This is a genomic window from Pseudomonas sp. Irchel 3A5 (assembly GCF_900187575.1).
In the GTDB taxonomy this organism is placed as follows: domain Bacteria; phylum Pseudomonadota; class Gammaproteobacteria; order Pseudomonadales; family Pseudomonadaceae; genus Aquipseudomonas; species Aquipseudomonas folii.
The window spans coordinates 245,058-264,565 of record NZ_FYDU01000008.1; the positions used below are offsets into that span (position 1 = coordinate 245,058).

Annotated in this window: 25 protein-coding genes and 1 tRNA gene; 18 read left to right on the plus strand and 8 right to left on the minus strand. The window is 56.4% G+C overall.

Annotated elements, in window-relative coordinates; genetic code table 11:
- Positions 1 to 71: 71 nt before the first annotated feature.
- From CKW31_RS15580 to CKW31_RS15595, 4 genes are all read right to left on the minus strand, one after another.
- Positions 72 to 551, minus strand: coding sequence for a hypothetical protein (locus tag CKW31_RS15580; protein ID WP_095096626.1), 480 nt, complete (start codon positions 549 to 551; stop codon positions 72 to 74).
- 328 nt (positions 552 to 879) lie between these two features.
- On the minus strand, positions 880 to 3,567 hold the full coding sequence (locus tag CKW31_RS15585) for a bifunctional DNA primase/polymerase (RefSeq protein WP_095096628.1): 2,688 nt from the start codon (positions 3,565 to 3,567) through the stop codon (positions 880 to 882).
- Positions 3,564 to 3,770: a TraR/DksA C4-type zinc finger protein gene (locus CKW31_RS15590; RefSeq protein ID WP_095096631.1), complete on the minus strand. Its 207-nt coding sequence runs from the start codon at positions 3,768 to 3,770 to the stop codon at positions 3,564 to 3,566. Before CKW31_RS15590 ends, CKW31_RS15585 begins: the two co-directional genes overlap by 4 nt.
- Positions 3,763 to 4,287 (minus strand): phage regulatory CII family protein, encoded by a 525-nt coding sequence (locus CKW31_RS15595; protein WP_095096634.1) that lies wholly within the window; start codon positions 4,285 to 4,287, stop codon positions 3,763 to 3,765. The genes CKW31_RS15590 and CKW31_RS15595 overlap by 8 nt, the downstream gene beginning before the upstream one ends.
- A gap of 524 nt (positions 4,288 to 4,811) precedes the next feature.
- On the opposite strand from CKW31_RS15595, the gene CKW31_RS15605 reads away from it, so the two are divergent.
- The 11 genes from CKW31_RS15605 (at position 4,812) to CKW31_RS15655 (ending at position 10,623) form a co-directional block, all read left to right on the plus strand.
- Positions 4,812 to 5,492: a LexA family transcriptional regulator gene (locus CKW31_RS15605; protein WP_095096640.1), complete on the plus strand. Its 681-nt coding sequence runs from the start codon at positions 4,812 to 4,814 to the stop codon at positions 5,490 to 5,492.
- Positions 5,493 to 5,617: 125 nt separating this feature from the next.
- A complete protein-coding gene (locus CKW31_RS15610) occupies positions 5,618 to 5,815 on the plus strand; it encodes a hypothetical protein (RefSeq protein ID WP_095096643.1) in 198 nt (65 codons plus the stop codon).
- Positions 5,812 to 6,384, plus strand: coding sequence for a deoxynucleotide monophosphate kinase (locus tag CKW31_RS15615; RefSeq protein ID WP_095096646.1), 573 nt, complete (start codon positions 5,812 to 5,814; stop codon positions 6,382 to 6,384). The genes CKW31_RS15610 and CKW31_RS15615 overlap by 4 nt, the downstream gene beginning before the upstream one ends.
- An 11-nt stretch (positions 6,385 to 6,395) precedes the next feature.
- Complete coding sequence (locus CKW31_RS15620; protein ID WP_095096649.1) at positions 6,396 to 6,671, plus strand: hypothetical protein; 276 nt, start codon at positions 6,396 to 6,398, stop codon at positions 6,669 to 6,671.
- Positions 6,668 to 7,042, plus strand: a complete 375-nt coding sequence (locus CKW31_RS15625; RefSeq protein WP_095096652.1) for a hypothetical protein — start codon at positions 6,668 to 6,670, stop codon at positions 7,040 to 7,042. Before CKW31_RS15620 ends, CKW31_RS15625 begins: the two co-directional genes overlap by 4 nt.
- Positions 7,039 to 7,278, plus strand: coding sequence for a pyocin activator PrtN family protein (locus tag CKW31_RS15630; protein ID WP_095096655.1), 240 nt, complete (start codon positions 7,039 to 7,041; stop codon positions 7,276 to 7,278). The genes CKW31_RS15625 and CKW31_RS15630 overlap by 4 nt, the downstream gene beginning before the upstream one ends.
- Before the next feature lie 52 nt (positions 7,279 to 7,330).
- Positions 7,331 to 7,681 (plus strand): hypothetical protein, encoded by a 351-nt coding sequence (locus CKW31_RS15635; RefSeq protein WP_095096658.1) that lies wholly within the window; start codon positions 7,331 to 7,333, stop codon positions 7,679 to 7,681.
- 41 nt (positions 7,682 to 7,722) lie between these two features.
- A complete protein-coding gene (locus tag CKW31_RS15640; RefSeq protein ID WP_095096661.1) occupies positions 7,723 to 8,532 on the plus strand; it encodes a DUF2303 family protein in 810 nt (269 codons plus the stop codon).
- 71 nt (positions 8,533 to 8,603) lie between these two features.
- Positions 8,604 to 9,185: a hypothetical protein gene (locus CKW31_RS15645; RefSeq protein ID WP_095096664.1), complete on the plus strand. Its 582-nt coding sequence runs from the start codon at positions 8,604 to 8,606 to the stop codon at positions 9,183 to 9,185.
- On the plus strand, positions 9,182 to 10,390 hold the full coding sequence (locus CKW31_RS15650; RefSeq protein ID WP_218192157.1) for a phosphohydrolase: 1,209 nt from the start codon (positions 9,182 to 9,184) through the stop codon (positions 10,388 to 10,390). Before CKW31_RS15645 ends, CKW31_RS15650 begins: the two co-directional genes overlap by 4 nt.
- Positions 10,387 to 10,623 (plus strand): AlpA family transcriptional regulator, encoded by a 237-nt coding sequence (locus CKW31_RS15655; RefSeq protein ID WP_095096666.1) that lies wholly within the window; start codon positions 10,387 to 10,389, stop codon positions 10,621 to 10,623. The genes CKW31_RS15650 and CKW31_RS15655 overlap by 4 nt, the downstream gene beginning before the upstream one ends.
- Here the strand turns inward: CKW31_RS15655 and CKW31_RS15660 are convergent.
- The 3 genes from CKW31_RS15660 to CKW31_RS15670 all read right to left on the minus strand — a co-directional run bounded on the left by CKW31_RS15660 (position 10,593) and on the right by CKW31_RS15670 (position 12,546).
- Positions 10,593 to 11,822 carry an integrase arm-type DNA-binding domain-containing protein gene (locus CKW31_RS15660; RefSeq protein ID WP_095096669.1) on the minus strand — a complete coding sequence of 410 codons (1,230 nt, stop codon included), beginning with the start codon at positions 11,820 to 11,822 and terminating at the stop codon, positions 10,593 to 10,595. The two genes, CKW31_RS15655 and CKW31_RS15660, sit on opposite strands and share 31 nt — an antisense overlap.
- 166 nt (positions 11,823 to 11,988) lie before the next feature.
- Positions 11,989 to 12,062, minus strand: a tRNA-Thr gene (locus tag CKW31_RS15665).
- 67 nt (positions 12,063 to 12,129) lie between these two features.
- A complete protein-coding gene (locus tag CKW31_RS15670) occupies positions 12,130 to 12,546 on the minus strand; it encodes a prepilin-type N-terminal cleavage/methylation domain-containing protein (RefSeq protein WP_095096672.1) in 417 nt (138 codons plus the stop codon).
- 224 nt (positions 12,547 to 12,770) lie between these two features.
- Here CKW31_RS15670 and pilB point away from each other — a divergent pair, with 224 nt between their 5' ends.
- Genes pilB through yacG form a run of 5 tightly spaced genes read left to right on the plus strand, consistent with a single transcriptional unit; the run spans position 12,771 to position 17,380 of the window.
- A complete protein-coding gene (gene pilB / locus CKW31_RS15675) occupies positions 12,771 to 14,465 on the plus strand; it encodes a type IV-A pilus assembly ATPase PilB (RefSeq protein ID WP_095096675.1) in 1,695 nt (564 codons plus the stop codon).
- Positions 14,466 to 14,467: 2 nt separating this feature from the next.
- Positions 14,468 to 15,688 carry a type II secretion system F family protein gene (locus CKW31_RS15680; protein ID WP_095096678.1) on the plus strand — a complete coding sequence of 407 codons (1,221 nt, stop codon included), beginning with the start codon at positions 14,468 to 14,470 and terminating at the stop codon, positions 15,686 to 15,688.
- A gap of 2 nt (positions 15,689 to 15,690) precedes the next feature.
- Positions 15,691 to 16,563, plus strand: coding sequence for an A24 family peptidase (locus CKW31_RS15685; protein ID WP_095096681.1), 873 nt, complete (start codon positions 15,691 to 15,693; stop codon positions 16,561 to 16,563).
- On the plus strand, positions 16,560 to 17,183 hold the full coding sequence (gene coaE / locus CKW31_RS15690) for a dephospho-CoA kinase (protein WP_095096684.1): 624 nt from the start codon (positions 16,560 to 16,562) through the stop codon (positions 17,181 to 17,183). The genes CKW31_RS15685 and coaE overlap by 4 nt, the downstream gene beginning before the upstream one ends.
- Positions 17,180 to 17,380: a DNA gyrase inhibitor YacG gene (yacG, locus tag CKW31_RS15695; RefSeq protein ID WP_095096687.1), complete on the plus strand. Its 201-nt coding sequence runs from the start codon at positions 17,180 to 17,182 to the stop codon at positions 17,378 to 17,380. Before coaE ends, yacG begins: the two co-directional genes overlap by 4 nt.
- 38 nt (positions 17,381 to 17,418) lie before the next feature.
- On the opposite strand, the gene CKW31_RS15700 is transcribed toward yacG, so the two are convergent.
- Positions 17,419 to 17,886 (minus strand): hypothetical protein, encoded by a 468-nt coding sequence (locus tag CKW31_RS15700; protein WP_095096690.1) that lies wholly within the window; start codon positions 17,884 to 17,886, stop codon positions 17,419 to 17,421.
- A gap of 410 nt (positions 17,887 to 18,296) precedes the next feature.
- Here CKW31_RS15700 and CKW31_RS15705 point away from each other — a divergent pair, with 410 nt between their 5' ends.
- Together CKW31_RS15705 and CKW31_RS15710 are read left to right on the plus strand one after the other, a co-directional pair.
- Positions 18,297 to 18,926 (plus strand): DUF1780 domain-containing protein, encoded by a 630-nt coding sequence (locus CKW31_RS15705; RefSeq protein WP_095096692.1) that lies wholly within the window; start codon positions 18,297 to 18,299, stop codon positions 18,924 to 18,926.
- On the plus strand, positions 18,923 to 19,432 hold the full coding sequence (locus CKW31_RS15710; protein WP_095096694.1) for an MOSC domain-containing protein: 510 nt from the start codon (positions 18,923 to 18,925) through the stop codon (positions 19,430 to 19,432). The genes CKW31_RS15705 and CKW31_RS15710 overlap by 4 nt, the downstream gene beginning before the upstream one ends.
- Positions 19,433 to 19,508 lie beyond the last annotated feature (76 nt).

Below are 19,508 nucleotides of genomic sequence, written 5' to 3' on the forward strand. Positions count from 1 at the left end.
AGGTTGGTTCGACTTCGACACGACTTTGGCATGAGTTCGACACGACTTCGACAACTGACCCGGACGAACGGTTAATTGGCGCGCGGAATAGCGGAGGCGCGACCCGTGCCTGTCGATACCTTCAAATGGCTGTTCGGCTGCTTACCAACGGGATAACCACGCGTGGTGCCAGTGCGTAAAGTCAGGATCAAAAGGACTTGCTGATGCAGCCGGTCCACCCAGTTCCGATATGTGCGGTCCGCCCCTTCGACAATGCCAACCTCCCTCATCTGCTCGCGAACGGTTGCCTGGGCGCAATAACGATACTTCGCAAGCTGCGCCAATGGCAGACGCCCAGTGCGCTCCAGTTCGGCCACCGCAGCATCAATCTCAAACGCGATGTGATCCATACCGGCACCGCCGCCAAGGATGCGGGAACCCGGTGTGCCACGAGGCGGCGCACCACCCCATTCGATAATGGCACCCATCTGGCTGCCCAAACCGCCGCCTTGGCCGAGCTGCCGCTTCTGCTCGCCCCAGTGAACCATAAACTCTTCAATTTCCTTGATCACTGCCCTATTCCCCCGAAAAACGAACCCGACACAAAAAACACGCTACCCAACACAAACCCAACACACCTAAAACCCTTTAAAAATAACGACTTATTAACAATTGTGTTGAGTGTGTTGGGTTGGTTGGGTTTATCTGTCCTCGCATCAGAAAAAAATATTCTCTCTTCTAACGATGGAAATAACGTCACGCATGCGCGCCCGCGACGCCAAACCCAACACACCCAACACAAAGCCCTAGAGGCCGCGAAAAACAAGGGCTCAAACTGTGTCGGGTAGCTGAAATCAACCCAGCACACACCCGACACACCCAACACACTTTTAGGTGTACTCATGCCGCAGCCGCCTTCATATGGTCCCAGGAATCGACGTTCCAGCCAGCCAGACGCGCCTTTGCACGCCAGTCCTCCACCGACTTCCCCAAGTCCGGCGCTTTCATTGATGGGGGAAGGGAAGCGTCAGGGTCATTCGGGAAAAAGAACGCACCGAAGCGCCGATCATTACGCTCAGTCCACGGTATTGATCGCGTCTTTTCTACTTCGGAGCTAATGAATAGCGAGAACTTCGTCTGGCTCATCGAATGCTCTTTGTTTCGCTGACACCACTCAAGGAACAGTGCGTAAAGGTCGGTTGACAGACACGCCCCCCAAAGGCCGCGACCGAGTTCGCCGTATTTCCACAGATTAAGGAATGTCTGCCAACCTGCTCGACTGAGCGCAACCAGCCGTTCACGCGCATCAGTGCTGGGAGGCCGGGTGCGCTCATTGAAATCGCCGAGATCAACCCTCAATAGCCAGCCATACAGCGCCGCGACGCCGCCGTTCTTCAACTCATGACCAATCGCCTGTTGCCGAGGAACAGGCAAAGTCTCCATGGGCCACATGACCAACATCCGCCGATCACTTTCGCTGATTGGCCAGGGCAAGATCTCGTTGCTGAGGAACACGGCGTTCATGTGGTTAGCCTCCTCCCAACCATTTATGAACTTCGACTCCATGCGCACCGTTTTACCGGTTACAAGGTGCTTGATCTTGCCCACTTGGTTGTAGCGCTGGTCACGGCTGACAACCTCTTCGAACACGGCCCACATCTTTCGGCTTTGCCATGCGTTGAAATTGCTCTCCAGCTGGGTCTGACCAACCGTAGCTGCGTACTGGCCGTAGAGTTCGCCAAACGCATCTGCAAACAGCAGACTTTTGCCTGACCCTTCCATGATGGAATGCATCAGAACGGCGGTGTCCATCTTGGCTCCGAGGTGTTGCAGCGGATAAGCCAACCAGCGAGTCAGCCAGAGCGCAGCATCAACATCGTGATTACAAAGGAAGGAAATCAGCCACCGCAGATTGGCGCACGCGTCATCGTTATCAACTGGCTCCAATGGCAAGCCGTCGAAAGTATTGATGTAGACGCTGGGGTCTTTGGTCATGGTTGGGTCAAACACAATATGCTCGACATCAACGACGCGCCGCTCGCTGCTGTTCAGCCACAGCGGGTACGTGTCGCCCAAAGCCATCTTCACCGCACCCTCCGCGATCCGGCGCTTTTTCTCCCGGTCCCAAACATCCTTGGTCCCGTCGATGTAAACATAGCGCTCAACCGGCCGCATACCGAGGGCACCGCCCTTCTTGCCCGCCATCTTTCTGGACTGCTCGATCTCTTTAACCTGATCGTCGGCGATCAACTTCTTATCGGTATCGTCCAGCCAGAGCTTCGCCAGCGGCTTGCCTACCCGCGCCTCAAATGCAGATTTCTTCATGACCCGCGACTTGTCGAAGTCCCAGACATGGGTCGTGCCCTCGACGAGAGCAAACCGCCGCAATACCTGCTCGATAGTGAGCTGCTCCCCCGCCCCCCCATCAGACGCAGGAGCCGCCTCACTGGAGGCCGCTGGGCTAGGCTCAGGGCTTTCCTCAGTTGGGGCTGGGGGAAGATCATTCGAATTCGGACGCGTTGACTGCATGCCCAGCATCTGTGCAGCTGCCTTCACCGCCTTTGACTGCTCGCCGCCGTGCTCCAGCAAACAGAACACCTCAAACGCATCATTCTGATGACCATTAGCCAATGGGTCAGCGGCGTGATGCGAGTACACCTTGCCGTCATCGGAGACGGTGATGCCCGGAAGCCCGGTGCTGCTTTGCGGATAGAGCCACTTGCTGCCCTTCTTCGCATAACCGTTCGCGCGCAGGATTTCCTCCACGTCGTGGCAGCGATTGAATTCATCAATCACCGACGGGCGATTACTGGAACCCGGCGTGGGCTTTGGCTTCGGTTTCGACTTGGCGGCAGGCTTGGCGGCTTTTGGGGCCCATGGGCACGCAGCTTCTGCATCCCGCTTGAAGATGTCCCAGTTGTTCCAGACCTTTAGCAGATCGACGATCAGAACCGGCAGGCCCGTCGCATCTGGTGGCGTGCGCCAGGTATAAGGCTTACCGGTGCCTGGGTGAATCGACGGCGGCAAAACGTCCTGAACCAAACCAGCGCGCAGCTCGAACACGGTGATCCGCTTGTACTGTTCCGCCTCAGCCTTGTACAGCGCCTCCCGAGCAGTATCCCCCGCATCACGGGCAGCATTAGCTTTCAGCATGATCGATTTGTGTATGGATCCGTCCGGGTCGTTCTCGTTTGGCCATGCCAAGGCGTGCCGACTCAGTTCGATACCTTCCGGCACTTGGAACAGAACACGAAAGCGCTCTGGGTTGCCGACGACCGTTGGAAACGCCAAGGCAAGCGCATCAAGGTCAACTCCGAGCAACTCGTACAACACGTGACGGGTCCACTGCACATCATCAACATCCAGCGAGCAGACACGACTCGGCCCGAGCACTACACCGAGGTTGTGATTCGGGTTCTTAGTCCAGAATGCTTCGGCCTTGTCGGCGTCAACGATGTAGTTGCCCGGCTGATTCCATGCCTTCCCTTTCGGGCCTTTTTCACCAGGCTGGATCGGCACCAAAGCCAGTCCGAAGGTTTCACAGTAACGCCGCGCCCATGTCGAAATAGGTGTTGGACTGCCGGTCATCTACGGCGCTCCCGAATCGCCTGGCAATCGATGCAGGTACCGCAACCCAGAACAGCAACGCGACGAGGCTCTGGAATAGGTTCGCCGCAATCTTCACAATCCTCTGCGCTGACTGTCGCGACCAAGCTGCGCTTGCGGCGATCAAGGGCTACCTGCAGGAAGTAGTCGGCCTGATCGTTGGCAATATCGATTACGTCAGCCATTGTTGCGAGCCTCCAGAGCCTGAAGCACATCACTTTCAATGCGCCGCTCCATTGCCTCGCGGGCACCGGCCATAATGCCGAGAATCGCGCGGATCACGTCGACGCCATGTTTATCCAACAACGCTACCTCGTGCAGCTCCCAGACTTCGTCGGCTGCCCCGCTGTGCATGCTCGAAACAAACTCACCAGTTTCGGCTAACAGGCTGCCGACAGCCTTGAGCGCATCTTTGGTGGCTGCGACCGGCTCCGGCTTGTACCAAACTGCCCCAGCTGGACGCATCAATGCATCGAGCAAGAGTGGATTAGCCGTCAGACGAATGATCTCTTCCAACTCATCTGGCGTAGGCCAGCGCCGCTCTTCGTCGAGCTTCAACTTTTTCTGAAGGGTGTCGTTATCCAACACCATGTCGTAGGCAAGCGCGGTGATACCGCCCTTGTAATCGCGCCCTGAGCGGTAAAGCGCCTGGCGCAACGAAAGAACCTGACCAGCGTCAGGCAAAAGATCAGTGCGACTCATAACCGTAAAATCCCCGTTTACGGTGTAGCCACAGTCAGGGACTCGCCCTATCCTACGACCACGACCGATGTGCTGTGCTAAACGTGCTGTGCGGCACCGTTCATCGTTCTAGCCGACCAAGCTAATCTTGTGGTGAGAGGGCCTTGGTCGGCGGAGTTGGCAGTGTTTTGCACTGCCCCAGCTGGGTCGGGGGAATTCTTGTGGTGAGAGGCCCCCGGCCCTGCAACTTTTACGCAGCAGACCGCTGGCCTAACGCGCTTTGCTGTTCTGAATACATTCGCTCAATCGCCTTTCCAGTTTCATATCGGATGTCCGCCCCCTTCGTCGCTCGATAGATGGTGGGCTGGGTCGTTCCTACTTGGTCAGCAATCGCTCTTTGGGAAAAGCCTCTTCCAAGGAGATCCGCAAGCATCTGTTGAATGGTCATGATTTCACCTATGCGCTTTCGCATTGACTGGATAATACGCAAGCGTATTGATACAGGCAATACAATTTCGATACGTTTTTGAATCAGAGGCTAGAAAGTGATCGGCGAACGTATTGCTCAACGGATGGAAGAACTGAAGCTCTCAGAAGGCGAGCTCGGGCGGCGATCTGGCGTCTCTCAACCAACAATCCACAGGATAATAACGGGCGAATCCCAAAGCCCCCGTCATGGAAACGTGGAGAAAATAGCAAGGGTATTGCAGGTCAATAGCCAATGGCTGTGGACGGGGCAAAACGGTGCCGAGAACCTTCCTCAACCCAGCTCCAAACTATTGAGGGGATCTTCTAACGTTGAGCCTGGCCCCCAAGTGCGCGGCGACGTCCCTCTAATATCTTGGATTCAAGCCGGATCTTGGTGCGAGATCAGCGACGTAAGAAGTGTCGAAGACGTAGACACTTGGCTGCCCTGCGCGGTCTATCACAGTAAGGAGACCTATGCATTACGCGTTCGTGGACTCTCAATGTTCAACCCTCATGAGCGGCGTTCATTTCGCGACGGAGACATCATTTATGTCGACCCACAGCGCGACCCTGAGAACGGCTCACTTGTGATCGCAAAACTGATAGACAGTGATGAGGCCACATTTAAACAACTCGTTATTGAAGGGTCTCGACGATTCCTTAGGCCACTAAACCCTACGTGGCCTGAACCTGTGATCGAGATACCACCAGATGCCGTAATTTGCGGCGTCGTAATTTCCAAAGTGGAGATTTTCTGACCGTAGCTTTACCCAGGCCCCTCCTAAGATCCGAAAAAAACACTATTAATACGTTTGCGTATTGACTCAATCAATACGTTTTTGTATTGTCTGGCTCGTAACCCTCTCACCACAGGATACGAGCCATGCACACGACACAGCACAACCGTCGCTGCCCGGTGTACCTACACCCTGCAGCGGCCACCAGCCCGGACTCAGTCAGTGCCATTCAGCGCACTACCGGGCTACTGGTAATCATCACCCCAAAAACCGGCACCGCTCACGCTGCGCAGTCACCAACGGCAACCGACAACTTCGGTCCTTGGGGAGGTGACGCAGCATGAAACAGATCCTCATCGGCATCACCGGACCTGCCCGCGCAGGGAAAACCACGACCGCAAATCATCTGGCCAGTGAGCATGGATTCGAGTGCTACGCATTCGCCGATCCGCTCAAGCAAGGGATCATGGCGATCTTTAATCTCAGCCCCGAGGACATCGAAGGCGAGAATAAAGAGAAAACGATTGGTTGGCTGGGCCGATCCCCTCGGCAACTAATGCAGCTGCTCGGCACAGAATGGGGACGCCACATGATCAGTGCAGACCTCTGGATCAATCTGGCCCAGCAGAATCTCGACTGCATGAGCGTCCTGTTCGACACGGTTCCCGGCTTCGTTATCAGCGACGTTCGCTTCGAGAATGAGGCCGACTTCATCCGCAAGCGTGGCGGGATCATCGTCCATCTACAGCGCCCTGACGCTGAAACTGTAAATCCGCATATCAGCGAAGCAGGGGTCTCAGTACACCCTGACGACCTCGTATTACTGAACGACGCGAGCGAGGCAGAGCTGATCGCGGCGATTGACCAACTCCATCGAGCACTTCGCACGCGCGATCTGCTCGCTGTCGCCTGAGGTCACTCGCAATGAACCGCACCCTGGACGAAACAGCCGCTTTGCTCGGGCTCAAACCACGCGCGTTCCGCACCAGGTTGCGGGAGCTCGGCGTACTGAACTCCTCTGGCGATCTCGCCAGCGCTCACCGCGACCGCGGCTACATGTATTCCGACCCTCGCTCTCGCTGGAACGCAACGATTGGCAAGTACATGCACTACGCCGTTGTGATGGTGAAAGCCGAAGGCGTTGAGTGGATAGCCAAGAAACTGGACATCACCATTACCAAAAAGGACGACGCAGCATGACCCTGAACGCCATCACTCACGCCGTCGGTGCCCTGAAGCTGGTCCCGATCTTCTGCAACAGCCCACAAATCATCAGCCGCGCAACGTTGATCGGCGCGACAGCGGAAGCCCTTTCAATGCTGGAAGAGTTGCCCGCGATCACAGCGGAACTGGCCGAGGTGTTCCGCATGGTCGATGCCGTAGTGCTTGAGGGCCAGATCGCCTACATCACCCCAACCCGATGCCCCGAGAAACCCTATGGAGCCGTCGTCGCGGACCGACAAGGGCGACTTTGCGCTACAGCGAGGGGGAAGACTGCGCAAGGTCTGGCCGAATTGATCCGCCTTCAGTTGGTGCCCCAAAAGGAGGGGTACGGGGAGGAGTCAGCGTGAGCGGCACACTGGATCAATTGCGGGAAGAGTTCGCTACACCCTGCCCGACATTGAGTGCTGTGCGCGGACGCTACTTCTCGCACATCTCAAGTGATCGTTACCTGATGCGCAAGATCAGCGCCGGGCAAATCAACCTCAAGGTGACACGGATCGGCGGAAGACAGGGCCAGCCCGTCGTCTACCTGCACGACCTTGCTGACTTTCTGGACGCACAAGCGAAGCCGAAAGCAGCGTGATTCAAAGGTGGCCGCTGCCTTCCAGCGGCAACAACTCACTGAGGCACAGCACATGAAGCCCACAGATACCGCCGAGTTTATCGGCGAACTCAATGCAGGCGTATTCGCCGACCAGATCGGCCGCGCACTTTCTGAGGTCGCTGCAGGCGTTGTCGACAACGGGAAGGCCGGACAGGTAACCGTGACGTTCAACCTGAAGCAAATCGCGAGCAGCCACCAGGTCACAGTCAACCACAAGCTGGCGTTCAAGATCCCCACCAAACGCGGGAGCATCGTTGAGGACACAGCCCTCGACACGCCGATGTATGTCGGCGAAGGCGGACGCCTGACCTTGTTCCCCGAAACACCAGCCGCCGACCAACTGTTCGACCTGCAGGCAGCACCAGTCAACGCCCGAAGCTAAAAAACGCGACTCCATACCTCTCACCACAGTAGGAATGCTCCATGGAAGCCAAAGCAATTCAGTTGATTCAAGACACCGCTGTATTGGCAAACGCCAAGCAGCTGGATACCCACATGCCAGCAATAGCGCTGCCCCGTGAAAGCGCCGTTATTAGTCTGGAAAAATTCCAGCTGAACCGTAGCCGCTTTCGCGGCGTGCTGGTAACCAGCTCACTCGCCGACTTCAGCAGCTACGTCGCGGCGAAAACTGACGGCAACACTTGGGGCTTTGTAGACGGCGACCGCATGACCTGCACGGTCTTCTTCAACCTCGGCGATCAAGACACCCCCGGTCACGGCGACTTCCTCTCCACCCTGACTCTGAAGAAGACCGCAGCTTTCATCGCAGTGGAAGCTGCGGCCGGATCAAAACACTCTCAGAAAGACCTCAGCGACTTCATTGAAGACTGGGCACCAAATCTCATCGCGCTCGACGCTCAGGGTGAACAGGTTGATCTGCGCCGCGCTGCCGGTGCCATCCGCTCCATCACCATCGAGCAAGCCCGCAAGAGCGAGCATGTGGTCGGTGACATGAGCTCATCGCGATCAGCCATGGATCAGATTGAAGCCAAGTCGGCTGACGGCTTGCCCGCCACCCTGTTGTTTCAGGTCATCCCCTACGAGGGCCTGAAGTCTCAGACCATCCAGCTACGGGTCGCCGTACTGACTGGCGGCGATCAGCCGGTGCTGCGCCTGCGCTGGATAGGCGAAGCGCAACTGCGCGAAGACCTGGCTCAAGAGTTCAAGGAAGTCGTTGCTCAGGAAGTAGGCGCGTCGACTCAACTGACCATTGGCACCTTCACCCTGGCATAAGCCGTTCGCACCGCCCCGCCGCCGCCCTCTCACCAACGATCTGGCGGCGGGCTCTAATTAGGACACAGCACATGCAAGCACAGCACCTGATCATCATGGCGGTACTTCTCCCACTCAGCTGGGTTGTCTTGGGGTATTTCGTTTGGCGCGCCATCGTTCGCATACACCGGAGGCATGCCGCGCAGACCCAGCTGCTGCACGCGGAAATCGAGCGCCTCCTGCAACAGCAGCGCGACCACGAGCGAATGGTCAAAACCGTCCCCTTCACCGTTTCAGACCGATCTGCTCTGATTAACATCGCCCAGACGCTGGAGCTGGCCGCACGCACCTGGAAGGGACTACGTGCGACCGAACAAGCTGCTAGAGCTACTGCACACCAGCAACTGCTGAATCAATTCGCTTCGCGGATCCACGCCTACCTGGCCAGCAGCAAAGAACTCAGCAGCCAACCGCTGGACACGCAACTAATCGAATGGCTCAACGAGCACGGTGACCTGTGGGGCGAACTTGAAACCAGTACCATTCGCTTTCCTCACGAAGCGGCTACAGAAGGCTATCAGCATCTACGTGACGCCCTTCGCGAGGCCTTCGAACTCGATACCAAGCACCGAGCGCTTAGAAACAGCCTTCCTCAAGCGGAGTATGCAGCATGACAACGCCCATCAAAACGATCTGCATTTATCACGCAAACTGCGCCGATGGTTTCGGCGCTGCTTGGGTCGTACGCAAGGCGCTGGGCAACGATATTGAATTTCATGCAGCGAAACATGGCGAGCCAGTACCTGATGTAACTGGCAAAACCGTCGTTATTGTTGACTTCTCCTACCCGCGTGCAGTCTTGACGGCAATGGCGGAAAGCGCGCATTCCGTGTTGGTACTCGATCATCACAAAACCGCGCAAGAAGACTTGCTGGACCTGCCATCAGCCGGCGCCTCCTACTTCGACGAACCGGAGCAACCGAATCAGAATATGCACGTGCTGTTCGACATGAGCCGGTCTGGCGCCGGATTGGCTTGGGATTACTTCTTTCCATATGAACTACGCCCGGCGCTTATCTACCACATCGAAGATCGGGACCTATGGCGTTTCAATCTGGAAGGCACTCGCGAGGTCCTAGCGAGCCTCTTCAGCTACAAACAAGACTTCGCGATATGGGATGAACTGTTCGCGGTCGACTCCGCTGCACTGAGGTTTGAAGGCCGCGCTCTCGAACGCAAGCAGCAGAAGGACGTGGCAGAGCTTGTCGCCGCGTCCAAACGCCGCATGAATATCGCCCATTTCAACGTTCCCGTAGCAAACCTCCCGCATACGTTTGCCAGTGACGCAGGCGCACTGATGAGCGTTGGCCAACCATTCGCAGCTTGTTACTGGGATACGGCTGAGGGTCGCTCATTCAGTCTGCGCAGCTCTGACGCTGGCGAAGATGTATCAGTTATAGCCAAGCGATTTGGCGGCGGCGGACACCGCAACGCCGCTGGCTTCCGAGTGCCGTTCAATCACATGTTGGCGAGCCCCGAACAGGCTGATCCCGAGCAAGCATTGAAGAAGCTCGATAAGGTCGCATGGCTTCTGGCTGAAGGTGTTTTGATGCTGAATGAACAGAATCCGGACCACTCCGACTGGGTCGCAGAAGCGAAAAACGCACTTGCGACTCTCACGCACCACGCACCAGATCCGGCAACTGCTGCGATTGAGTTTGCACTTGAAGACGAAGACGGGCTGAACTTCCTGCGACTCTGGAACGAAGGAAGTTTTGATTCGATTCGAGAGCATTGGCCCGATGCACCAGAAGAAGTATTTATAGGCGCGGATCCGCTACATTGCCCAGAACCTGATGATAAGGGGCCAAAACCATGACTGCCCAGTTGAACGATGACATCGAGTTCATCCGCCTGCCAGACGTCAAGAAACTAACCGGCGTGAGCACTTCACGAATTTACGATATGGCCAGCAAGGGGCTCTTCCCCAAGCAGGTCAAGCTCGGTCCGAGAGCAGTCGCATGGATAAAAGCCGAGATCATCCAATGGAATCGTGACCAAGTTACAGCGACACGTGGTCCTCAGGCATCAGCCTCAACCGCATCTAAATAGTCCGCCCACGCCTGCATCATTCCGCGACGCTGTTCCACATAGTCGGCATGGTTATAGGTTCTACGAACCTTGTTGCCGCTCGCGTGGGACAGCTGCGCATCTATCCAATCATCTTTGTACCCCATCTCGTTCAAGGCAGTCGAAATAGTGGCGCGGATCCCGTGTCCTGTGAGCTTGCCTGCGTACCCCATTCTTTTTAAAGCACCGTTTACTGTTCCATCACTTATTGGCTGACTAGGGTCATTGCGACCAGCTATTAGCAAACGATAGCGACCGGTCAGTTGGTGCACTTTACGGGCTTCGGCGATGGCTTGCCTCGACAGCGGCACGAGGTAGGGCGGCACCTCTCCACCTACAGGTGTACGGATTAGTTTTCGCAGCTGCTTGACCGTATCAGCTGGGATAGTCCACAAAGCGTCCTCAAAATCGAACTGAGCCACCGCCGCATGGCGCAACTCGCCAGTGCGTACACCTGTCAGCAATAGCAGTCTGATAGCGCTCCTTGTGAATTCGGTCAGAGGGAATGCACGCAGGCACTTTAAAAACTCCTTAAGATCCTTCTGCCTAAGCATGGGATTATGCTGAACTGGAGGCTCCGGCTCCGCCACGATATCTAGATCAGCAGCCGGATTTGTCTCAATAAAACCCGACGCAATCGAATATCTGAATATTTCGTTAAGCCACGACCTGCACTTGCGAGCAGAGTTAAGCGCCTTCCTTTTCTCAATTCGCCGCAATACCGTTAGAACATCCGCCCGCCGGACATCTGCAATGGGGATCTTTCCCAGGACCGGAATTAGATCCTTGTCCAAATAGAATCTAGCCTGTGCTGATCCGCCCTTCTTGGCCACCACCATCCGTGGAGCTTTGAAGGCGTGCCATTCATTCGCAACAAGCTCAAAGGTTCTCTCTGCAGAGTCCCCTGCCCTGCGCTTTGCTTCACGGCGATGAGCGCGCGGATCGATACCCTTAGCGACTTGGGAGCGAGCCTGGTCACGTAGATCGCGCGCCTCTCTGAGGGAAATTTCTGGATAGGTACCGAGCGAATAGCGAGGCTGCTTTGAATGCCACGAAAAACGGAAATGCCAAGACTTCGTGCCCTTAGCTGATACGAAAAGCGACAGCCCATCGGAATCTGTCAGGGAATAGTCCTTTTCGCCGGTCTTAGCCTGACGAACAGTGGTATCAGTTAGGGGCATTAGTACATCACCAGCACAGTCGAATTCAGTTGTGCTGCACAATGTACTAAAAATTCTCGGTTGGCGCTGGAAGAAAGCGGAAGAGACAGGAACAAAAAAACCGCTCAAGGCGGCTTTATTGTGTCGCTTTCCGGGATCCTTGGGAGAAGCCCGGAAGTTAGCTCGGTGCCGAAAACAGGAATCGAACCTGCGACCTTCGCGTTACGAGTGCGCTGCTCTACCGGGCTGAGCTATTTCGGCTTGTCGGTAAGGCTAGTGTGCTTAGCGCTAAAAACAACGCCATAATTTAGGCTGCAACCGACAGCAATCAGTTGTGGACATAGCCGTTGGTTACGCAGACGCCATCATATGCCCAAGTGATCACCCCGGATGTCACAGTAGGCTTAAGAGAGCAGGTATCGGTTGTCGCGATGCCTTTGTAACTATTCGGTGTTGCGGTGATTGCAGCTGTGGTAGCTGTAATCTCGATTTTGTTCACAGCACCAACGCCACCACTTGGTAATGTAAGACCGGCCTTTGTAGCGGTATCACAGTCGGCAATGCTGGCTTGGGCGATACACACTCCCAATCCTGTTTTCGTCGCCGCCATTGCCGCAAGTACTTCCGAGTAAGCCGCCTTACGGGTGTAGTTCTGATAAGAAGGAATGGCTATGGCAGCCAAAATACCGACAATCGCTACCACGATCATCAGTTCGATCAACGTGAAACCTTTTTGTGCTTTCATTGGTACTGCTCCGGTGCGTCAATAAGGTGTTGCGTGCCTGTCCCAAAGCATAGGTCATGCCAAATACTCTTCAACCCTCCTTTATTGCTAATTCTCTAGCCAACGGCGTTACCGTAAGTCCCTGCCGGATTACTGGCGGACAATTTACGTCACCTTGTCTTGCATCATTGGCAGCGTCGCCCGACTAGGCTATAAACCCAAGACAGTATGGGTTTGGTGGTTTTATGAGTGACGTTGTCCTGACCGGTTTGGCCAAGCAATTGGTAGTTGCCGAACTTCTGACTGAAAAAGCGACGCAGCAGGCGTTTCTGCAAGCCCGCCGCGACAAGGTTTCGCTGATCAGTTATCTGGTGCAAAACCGCCTGGTCAAAGCCCTGGCTCTGGCGGAAATGTCGTCCGACCAGTTCGGCCTGCCGTTTCTCGACCTCAGTTGCCTTAATAAAGAAGAACAGCCTAGAGGGGTGGTGAGTGAAAAGCTCATCCGCCAGCACCATGCCCTGCCGCTTTGGAAACGCGGCAACAAGCTGTATATCGGTATCTCCGATCCCGCCAACCAGCAAGCCATCACCGATCTGCAGTTCAATACCGGGCTCGCCATCGAGGCGATTCTGGTAGAAGACGACAAGCTCAGCGACGCTATTGAAAAATTTTTCGATGGTCACACCTCTCTTGGGGATTTAGGCGATGTCGACCTAAGCCTGGAGGTGGTGTCAGTCGGAGAATCCAAGGAGACGTCCCTAGGCCAGGATGACGCCGACGACGCGCCGGTGGTGCGCTTCGTCAACAAGATGCTGCTGGACGCCATTCGCCTCGGCTCGTCCGACCTGCACTTTGAGCCTTACGAAAAGACTTTCCGAGTACGCTTGCGCACGGACGGCATTCTGCATGAAGTCGCCAAGCCGCCTATCCACCTTGCCGGCCGTATTGCGGCGCGCCTGAAGGTTATGGCCAGTCTGGATATTTCCGAGCGCCGCAAGCCGCAGGATGGCCGGGTCAAGCTGCGTATATCGAAAACCAAGGCGATTGATTTCCGGATGAACACCCTGCCGACGCTGTGGGGCGAAAAGATCGTGATGCGTCTGCTGGATCCGACCACGGCGAAAATGGGTATCGATGCATTAGGCTACGAGCCTGAGCAGAAGGCCCTCTATCTGGAAGCACTGAAGCAGCCGCAAGGCATGATTCTGGTCACCGGCCCTACCGGCTCGGGTAAAACCGTGTCGCTGTACACCGGCCTGAATATTCTCAACACCGTGGACATCAATATTTCCACCGCCGAGGACCCTGTGGAGATCAACCTGGAAGGCGTCAACCAGGTCAACGTCAATCCGCGTCAAGGAATGGACTTCTCTCAAGCACTTCGGGCCTTTTTGCGTCAGGATCCTGACGTGATCATGGTCGGTGAGATTCGCGATCTGGAAACGGCTGAAATCGCCATCAAGGCTTCGCAGACCGGGCACATGGTCTTGTCTACGCTGCACACCAACAGCGCCGCCGAAACACTAACCCGCTTGCATCACATGGGCGTGGCCGCGTTCAACATTGCTACTGCCATCAACCTGATCATCGCTCAGCGTCTGGCGCGCAAGCTGTGCCCGCACTGCAAGAAGGAAGCGGACATTCCTCACGACACCCTCATAACCGAAGGCTTCCCGGCAGACAAAATCGGCACGTTCAAGGTCTATACGCCGGTAGGCTGCGACCAGTGCAATGGCGGCTATAAAGGCCGCGTGGGGATTTACGAGGTGGTCAAGAAGACCCCCGCTCTGGAGCGCATCATCATGGAAGAAGGCAACTCACTGGATATTTCCGTTCAAATGCGCAAGGACGGCTTCAATGACCTGCGCACCTCCGGCCTGATCAAAGCCATGCAGGGCGTCACCAGCCTCGAAGAAGTCAACCGCGTGACCAAGGACTGATCATGGCCAGCAAAGCGGCGAAAGTTATCGTTTTTACCTGGGAAGGCACCGACAAGAAAGGCGCGAAAATGACCGGCGAACTGACCGGCCATAATCCGGCGCTGGTCAAGGCGCAGCTGCGCAAGCAGGGCATCAACCCGACCAAGGTGCGCAAGAAACCGATTTCGATTTTTGGTGGCTCCGGAAAGAAAATCAAACCGCTGGATATCGCGTTTTTCTCCCGGCAGATGGCGACCATGATGAAAGCCGGGGTGCCGCTGCTGCAATCCTTCGACATCATCGCCGAAGGTTCGGAAAATCCGAACATGCGCAAACTGATCGAAGAAGTGAAAAGCGAAGTCGCCGCCGGTAACAGTTTCGCCACCGCACTACGGCAGAAGCCGCAATATTTCGACGACCTGTACTGCAATCTGGTTGACGCTGGTGAACAGGCCGGTGCGTTGGAAGCCTTGCTGGATAGAGTGGCAACCTACAAGGAAAAGACCGAAGCACTCAAAGCCAAGATCAAAAAAGCCATGACTTACCCGATCATGGTGATGATCATGGCCTTTGTGGTTTCAGGGATCATGCTGCTTTATGTGGTGCCGAAGTTTCAGGACATCTTCGCCGGTTTCGGCGCAGAGCTGCCTGCGTTCACCCTGATGGTGATTGGCCTGTCGAAAGTCGTTCAGGACTGGTGGATGATCATATTGGGATTGATGTTTGCCAGTATTTTCCTGTTCCGACGCAGCTACAAAGGCTCACAGAATTTCCGTGATGGCGTCGATCGCAAACTGCTGAAAGTCCCGATTATCGGCCCGTTGATTTATAAGTCTTCGGTCGCGCGCTTTGCCCGGACGTTGTCCACCACCTTCGCTGCCGGTGTGCCGCTGGTGGAAGCGCTGGACTCGGTTGCAGGCGCAACCGGTAACGTGGTTTTCCGCAACGCGGTCAACAAGGTTAAGCAGGACGTTTCCACTGGCATGCAGCTTAACTTCTCCATGCGCGCCACAGGCGTGTTCCCCAGCCTCGCGATTCAGATGACCGCTATTGGCGAAGAGTCGGGCGCACTGGATTCGATGCTCGACAAGGTCGCGACCTACTACGAGGATGAAGTCGACAATATGGTCGATAACCTCACCAGCATGATGGAGCCGATGATCATGGCCATCCTCGGCGTGATCGTCGGCGGACTGGTGATCGCCATGTACCTGCCTATTTTCAAACTCGGAAGCGTTGTCTGACTATGTCACTCGTTGATTTCCTGGCCAGCTCATCGCTGGCCTTTGTTTTATCCGCACTGATTCTCGGTTTATTGGTGGGCAGTTTTCTCAATGTGCTGGTTTATCGCCTGCCCATCATGATGGAGCGCGACTGGCAGGCTCAGTCCCGGGAAATGCTCAAGCTGCCCGCCGAGCCTGAAAGCGAGACCTTCAACCTGATCCTGCCGCACTCCCGCTGCCCGCATTGCGCCCATCAGATCCGCCCATGGGAAAACCTGCCAGTGCTCAGCTACCTGTTTCTGGGTGGCAAATGCTCAAGCTGCAAAGCACCCATCAGCAAACGTTACCCCCTGGTGGAACTGACCTGCGGCCTGCTGTCCGGCTACATCGCCTGGCACTTCGGTTTCGGCTGGCCTGCGGCGGCGATGCTAGTGCTGAGCTGGGGCCTGCTGGCCATGAGTCTGATCGATGCCGACCACCAGTTGCTGCCTGATGACCTGGTGCTACCGCTGCTGTGGATGGGCCTGATCGTCAACTCGTTCGACCTGTTCACGAACCTGAGCGACGCACTCTGGGGCGCAGTCGCCGGTTATCTGGTGTTGTGGTCGGTGTACTGGCTGTTCAAATTGATCACCGGCAAGGAAGGCATGGGCCACGGCGACTTCAAATTGCTGGCCATGTTGGGGGCGTGGGGCGGCTGGCAGATCCTGCCGTTGACCATCCTGCTGTCATCGCTGGTAGGGGCCATATTGGGCCTGATCATGCTACGTGTGCGGAATGTCGAGACCAGCACGCCGATCCCCTTCGGTCCTTATCTGGCCATCGCAGGCTGGATCGCTTTGCTCTGGGGTGGTCAAATAACCGACTCCTATTTGCAATTTGCCGGTTTCAGATGACCCCAACCGCTCAAAAACCCTGGATTCTCGGCCTTACCGGCGGCATCGGTAGCGGCAAGAGCGCCGCGGCGCAGTGCTTCATTGATCTGGGTATTCATGTGGTCGACGCCGATCACGCTGCGCGCTGGGTGGTTGAACCCGGCCGTCCGGCGCTGGCACACATCGCAGAACACTTCGGGCCGACGGTGCTGCATGCCGATGGCACGCTGAATCGAGGTGCGCTGCGCGGCCTGATCTTCGAGAATGCCGAACAACGCCGCTGGCTCGAAGCCTTGCTGCATCCGCTGATCGGCACCGAAATCCAGCGCGACCTGGCCAGCGCCACCTCGCCTTACGCGATTCTGGTTTCGCCCCTGCTGGTCGAGTCAGGTCAGTGGAAGATCACTCAGCGAGTTCTGGTGATCGATGTACCTCAGCAGTTGCAGGTCGAGCGCACGATCTTGCGCGACAGTTCCAGCCAGGAGCAGGTCGAAGCGATTATCAAGGCTCAGGCCAGTCGCGAAGATCGATTGAGTCGTGCCGATGATGTGCTGGTCAATGACCGGGACGCTGCCTGGCTGCAAAGCGAGGTCCAGCGGCTGCATCAATTTTATTTAACTTTGTCCGGAGGCCAATCATGAGCCAACCAATGACCGTCGATTGCCCAACCTGTGGCGCCCCCGTGGAATGGAGCGCCGCCAGCCCTGCCCGGCCGTTCTGTTCCGAACGCTGCAAGCTGATCGACCTGGGCGCATGGGCGTCGGAAGAACACGCGATTCCGGTCAGCCCGGATGCCGAAGACGATATGTTTTCCGGCGATCTGCCAGAAAGGCATTGATCTGTAGGTGAGCCGAGCCTCATGGGATCAGGCTCGGCTCACGGCTTCTCCAGCGCTTCGCGAAGCGCGTCCGGCCCGTTGAATTCCTGACGCTCCAGCAACTTGCCATCCTTGATCTGTAACCACTGAACGGCAGCCGCATCCCCGCCATAACCCGGCGCGATCTGCGCTTCGCGGTCCAGCGCTACCCGATACGAGTAGACCCGGCGCATTTTCGGCACGGCAAAGAACTTGGTGACATACGCAGGCATCGGCTCGATGTTGGCGATGAACACCGTATGCCGCGCCTCCAGAAAACCTTTGGGTTTGTCCTTGAGTGCCTTCTCCATGATCTTGCCCGCGCTCATGCTGCTGGCGACCAGAATGGTTTGAGTCTTTTGCGGGTCCATCACATACGGCTCATCAAACTGGTCGAACAGACTCCAGGTCGGCACCGAATCTCCGATTTCAATGGCCTGCGCGGTAAATGGCAACAGGATCAACAGCAGAATGGGCCAGAGTTTCAAGGGTGCAACTCTCCTGATTGGAATGGAAAACCAACACCATAGCGGAAATGGGCGCGGGATTGGCTGATCTATGTCGGGTCGCAACACCGATGCGCCCTCCCTTTGCTGGGGTCTGGAGCCTAATTGAGCGCAATCTGCCGCAGGAGCGCACTTGATCGCGGTCAAGCGCGCGCTCATCAAACAAAATGCAAACTGCTGGATTGAAATGCATTTTCTGTAGGAGCTGCCGAAGGCTGCGAAGCATTTATCCTGACACACAGCGATCGCAGCCTTCGGCAGCTCCTACAGACCCTATGCTTGCCGCAAGACAGAGCAGTGCTCTCGCGACCGGGGCCGCTCCTACCTGCGTTGTATTCGAAATGCACAGCAGCATCTTCCAGTTGTAGCTATTAGAACGCTAAGCTTGGCCCATGGATGACTCAGACTACCTACGCCTGCTCACGATCCAGGCCGAACAAGCCAACGCGTTTCTTTCCAATGCGCGAAAGTGGGAGCGTGAGCGATGGGTTTGTGAGCGTCTGCTGCAAGGCCTGAACATTACGCATCGTCACGAGGACTTCACCGCAGCCGGGCAGGAACCGCCCGACGTGCTGTTTCGTGACGCGCGTTTTGAGGTGTTCTTCGTCCTTGATGAAGGCCGTCGCCTCAACGATGAATGGCGCGAGGAGCTGGCGCGAAGGCGTGGGGCGTTTTCCCTGAGCCAACTGGTGCGCCGCGAAGCCAAGCCCAAACGCATTCCTGCAAGCGAACTGTTGCAACGGTTGGGCCCGACATTGCGTAAAAAAGCCACCAACTACAACGAGCGCGATATAGACCTGAGTGGGCTGGACATCATTGCCTTTGCCAGCCTCAAGCGCGAAGTACTCGACTTGAACAGCCATTTCCCGCCGCCCACCGAGTACCTGCGCCAAGGCTGGCGTTCCCTGTCACTGGTGGGTCCAACCTTTGCCCGGGTGTTGTTTGCCCACCCTGGCGCTCCGGATTTTCTGCGAACCAACCTGGGTCGCAGCGTGGTTTTCGATGTTGGAATCAGCTTATGAGCCCTCTGCAAGAACTATTGGCCGACGTACCGCAAACAGGCCGGGTGCGCTGGATTGGCGTACGCCCTGAATCCCGTGGCGAAATGGTCGAGCTGGACGCGGTGGAAGCACGCCGCGAAGCCGGCCTGACCGGCGACCATGCGCGCCCCGGCCCACGCAACGCTCGGCAGGTCACGTTGATTCAGTGGGAACATCTGGCGGTGGTCAGTTCCTTGCTGAGCCGTTCTGATGATCAACCCATCGTGCCCCAGGACCTGCGCCGCAATCTGGTAATCAGCGGCATCAATCTGTTCAGCCTGAAGGGGCGTCGCTTCAAGATCGGTCAGGCCATTCTGGAGACCACCGGTTGGTGCCAGCCTTGCGCCCGGCTGGAGCAACGCCTTGGCCATGGCACCTTTCAGGCGGTACGTGGGCATGGCGGAATTACCGCGCGAGTGATACAAAGCGGCATCATTCGTCTGGACGATTCGCTGCGGGTCGAACCGCTGGAACTGATTGCCGAATAACCGCTGCACCCTTTTCTGAGACTCCCATGTCCAGTCGCCTGAAACCCAACGACCAAACGCGTGTCGAAGAGTACCT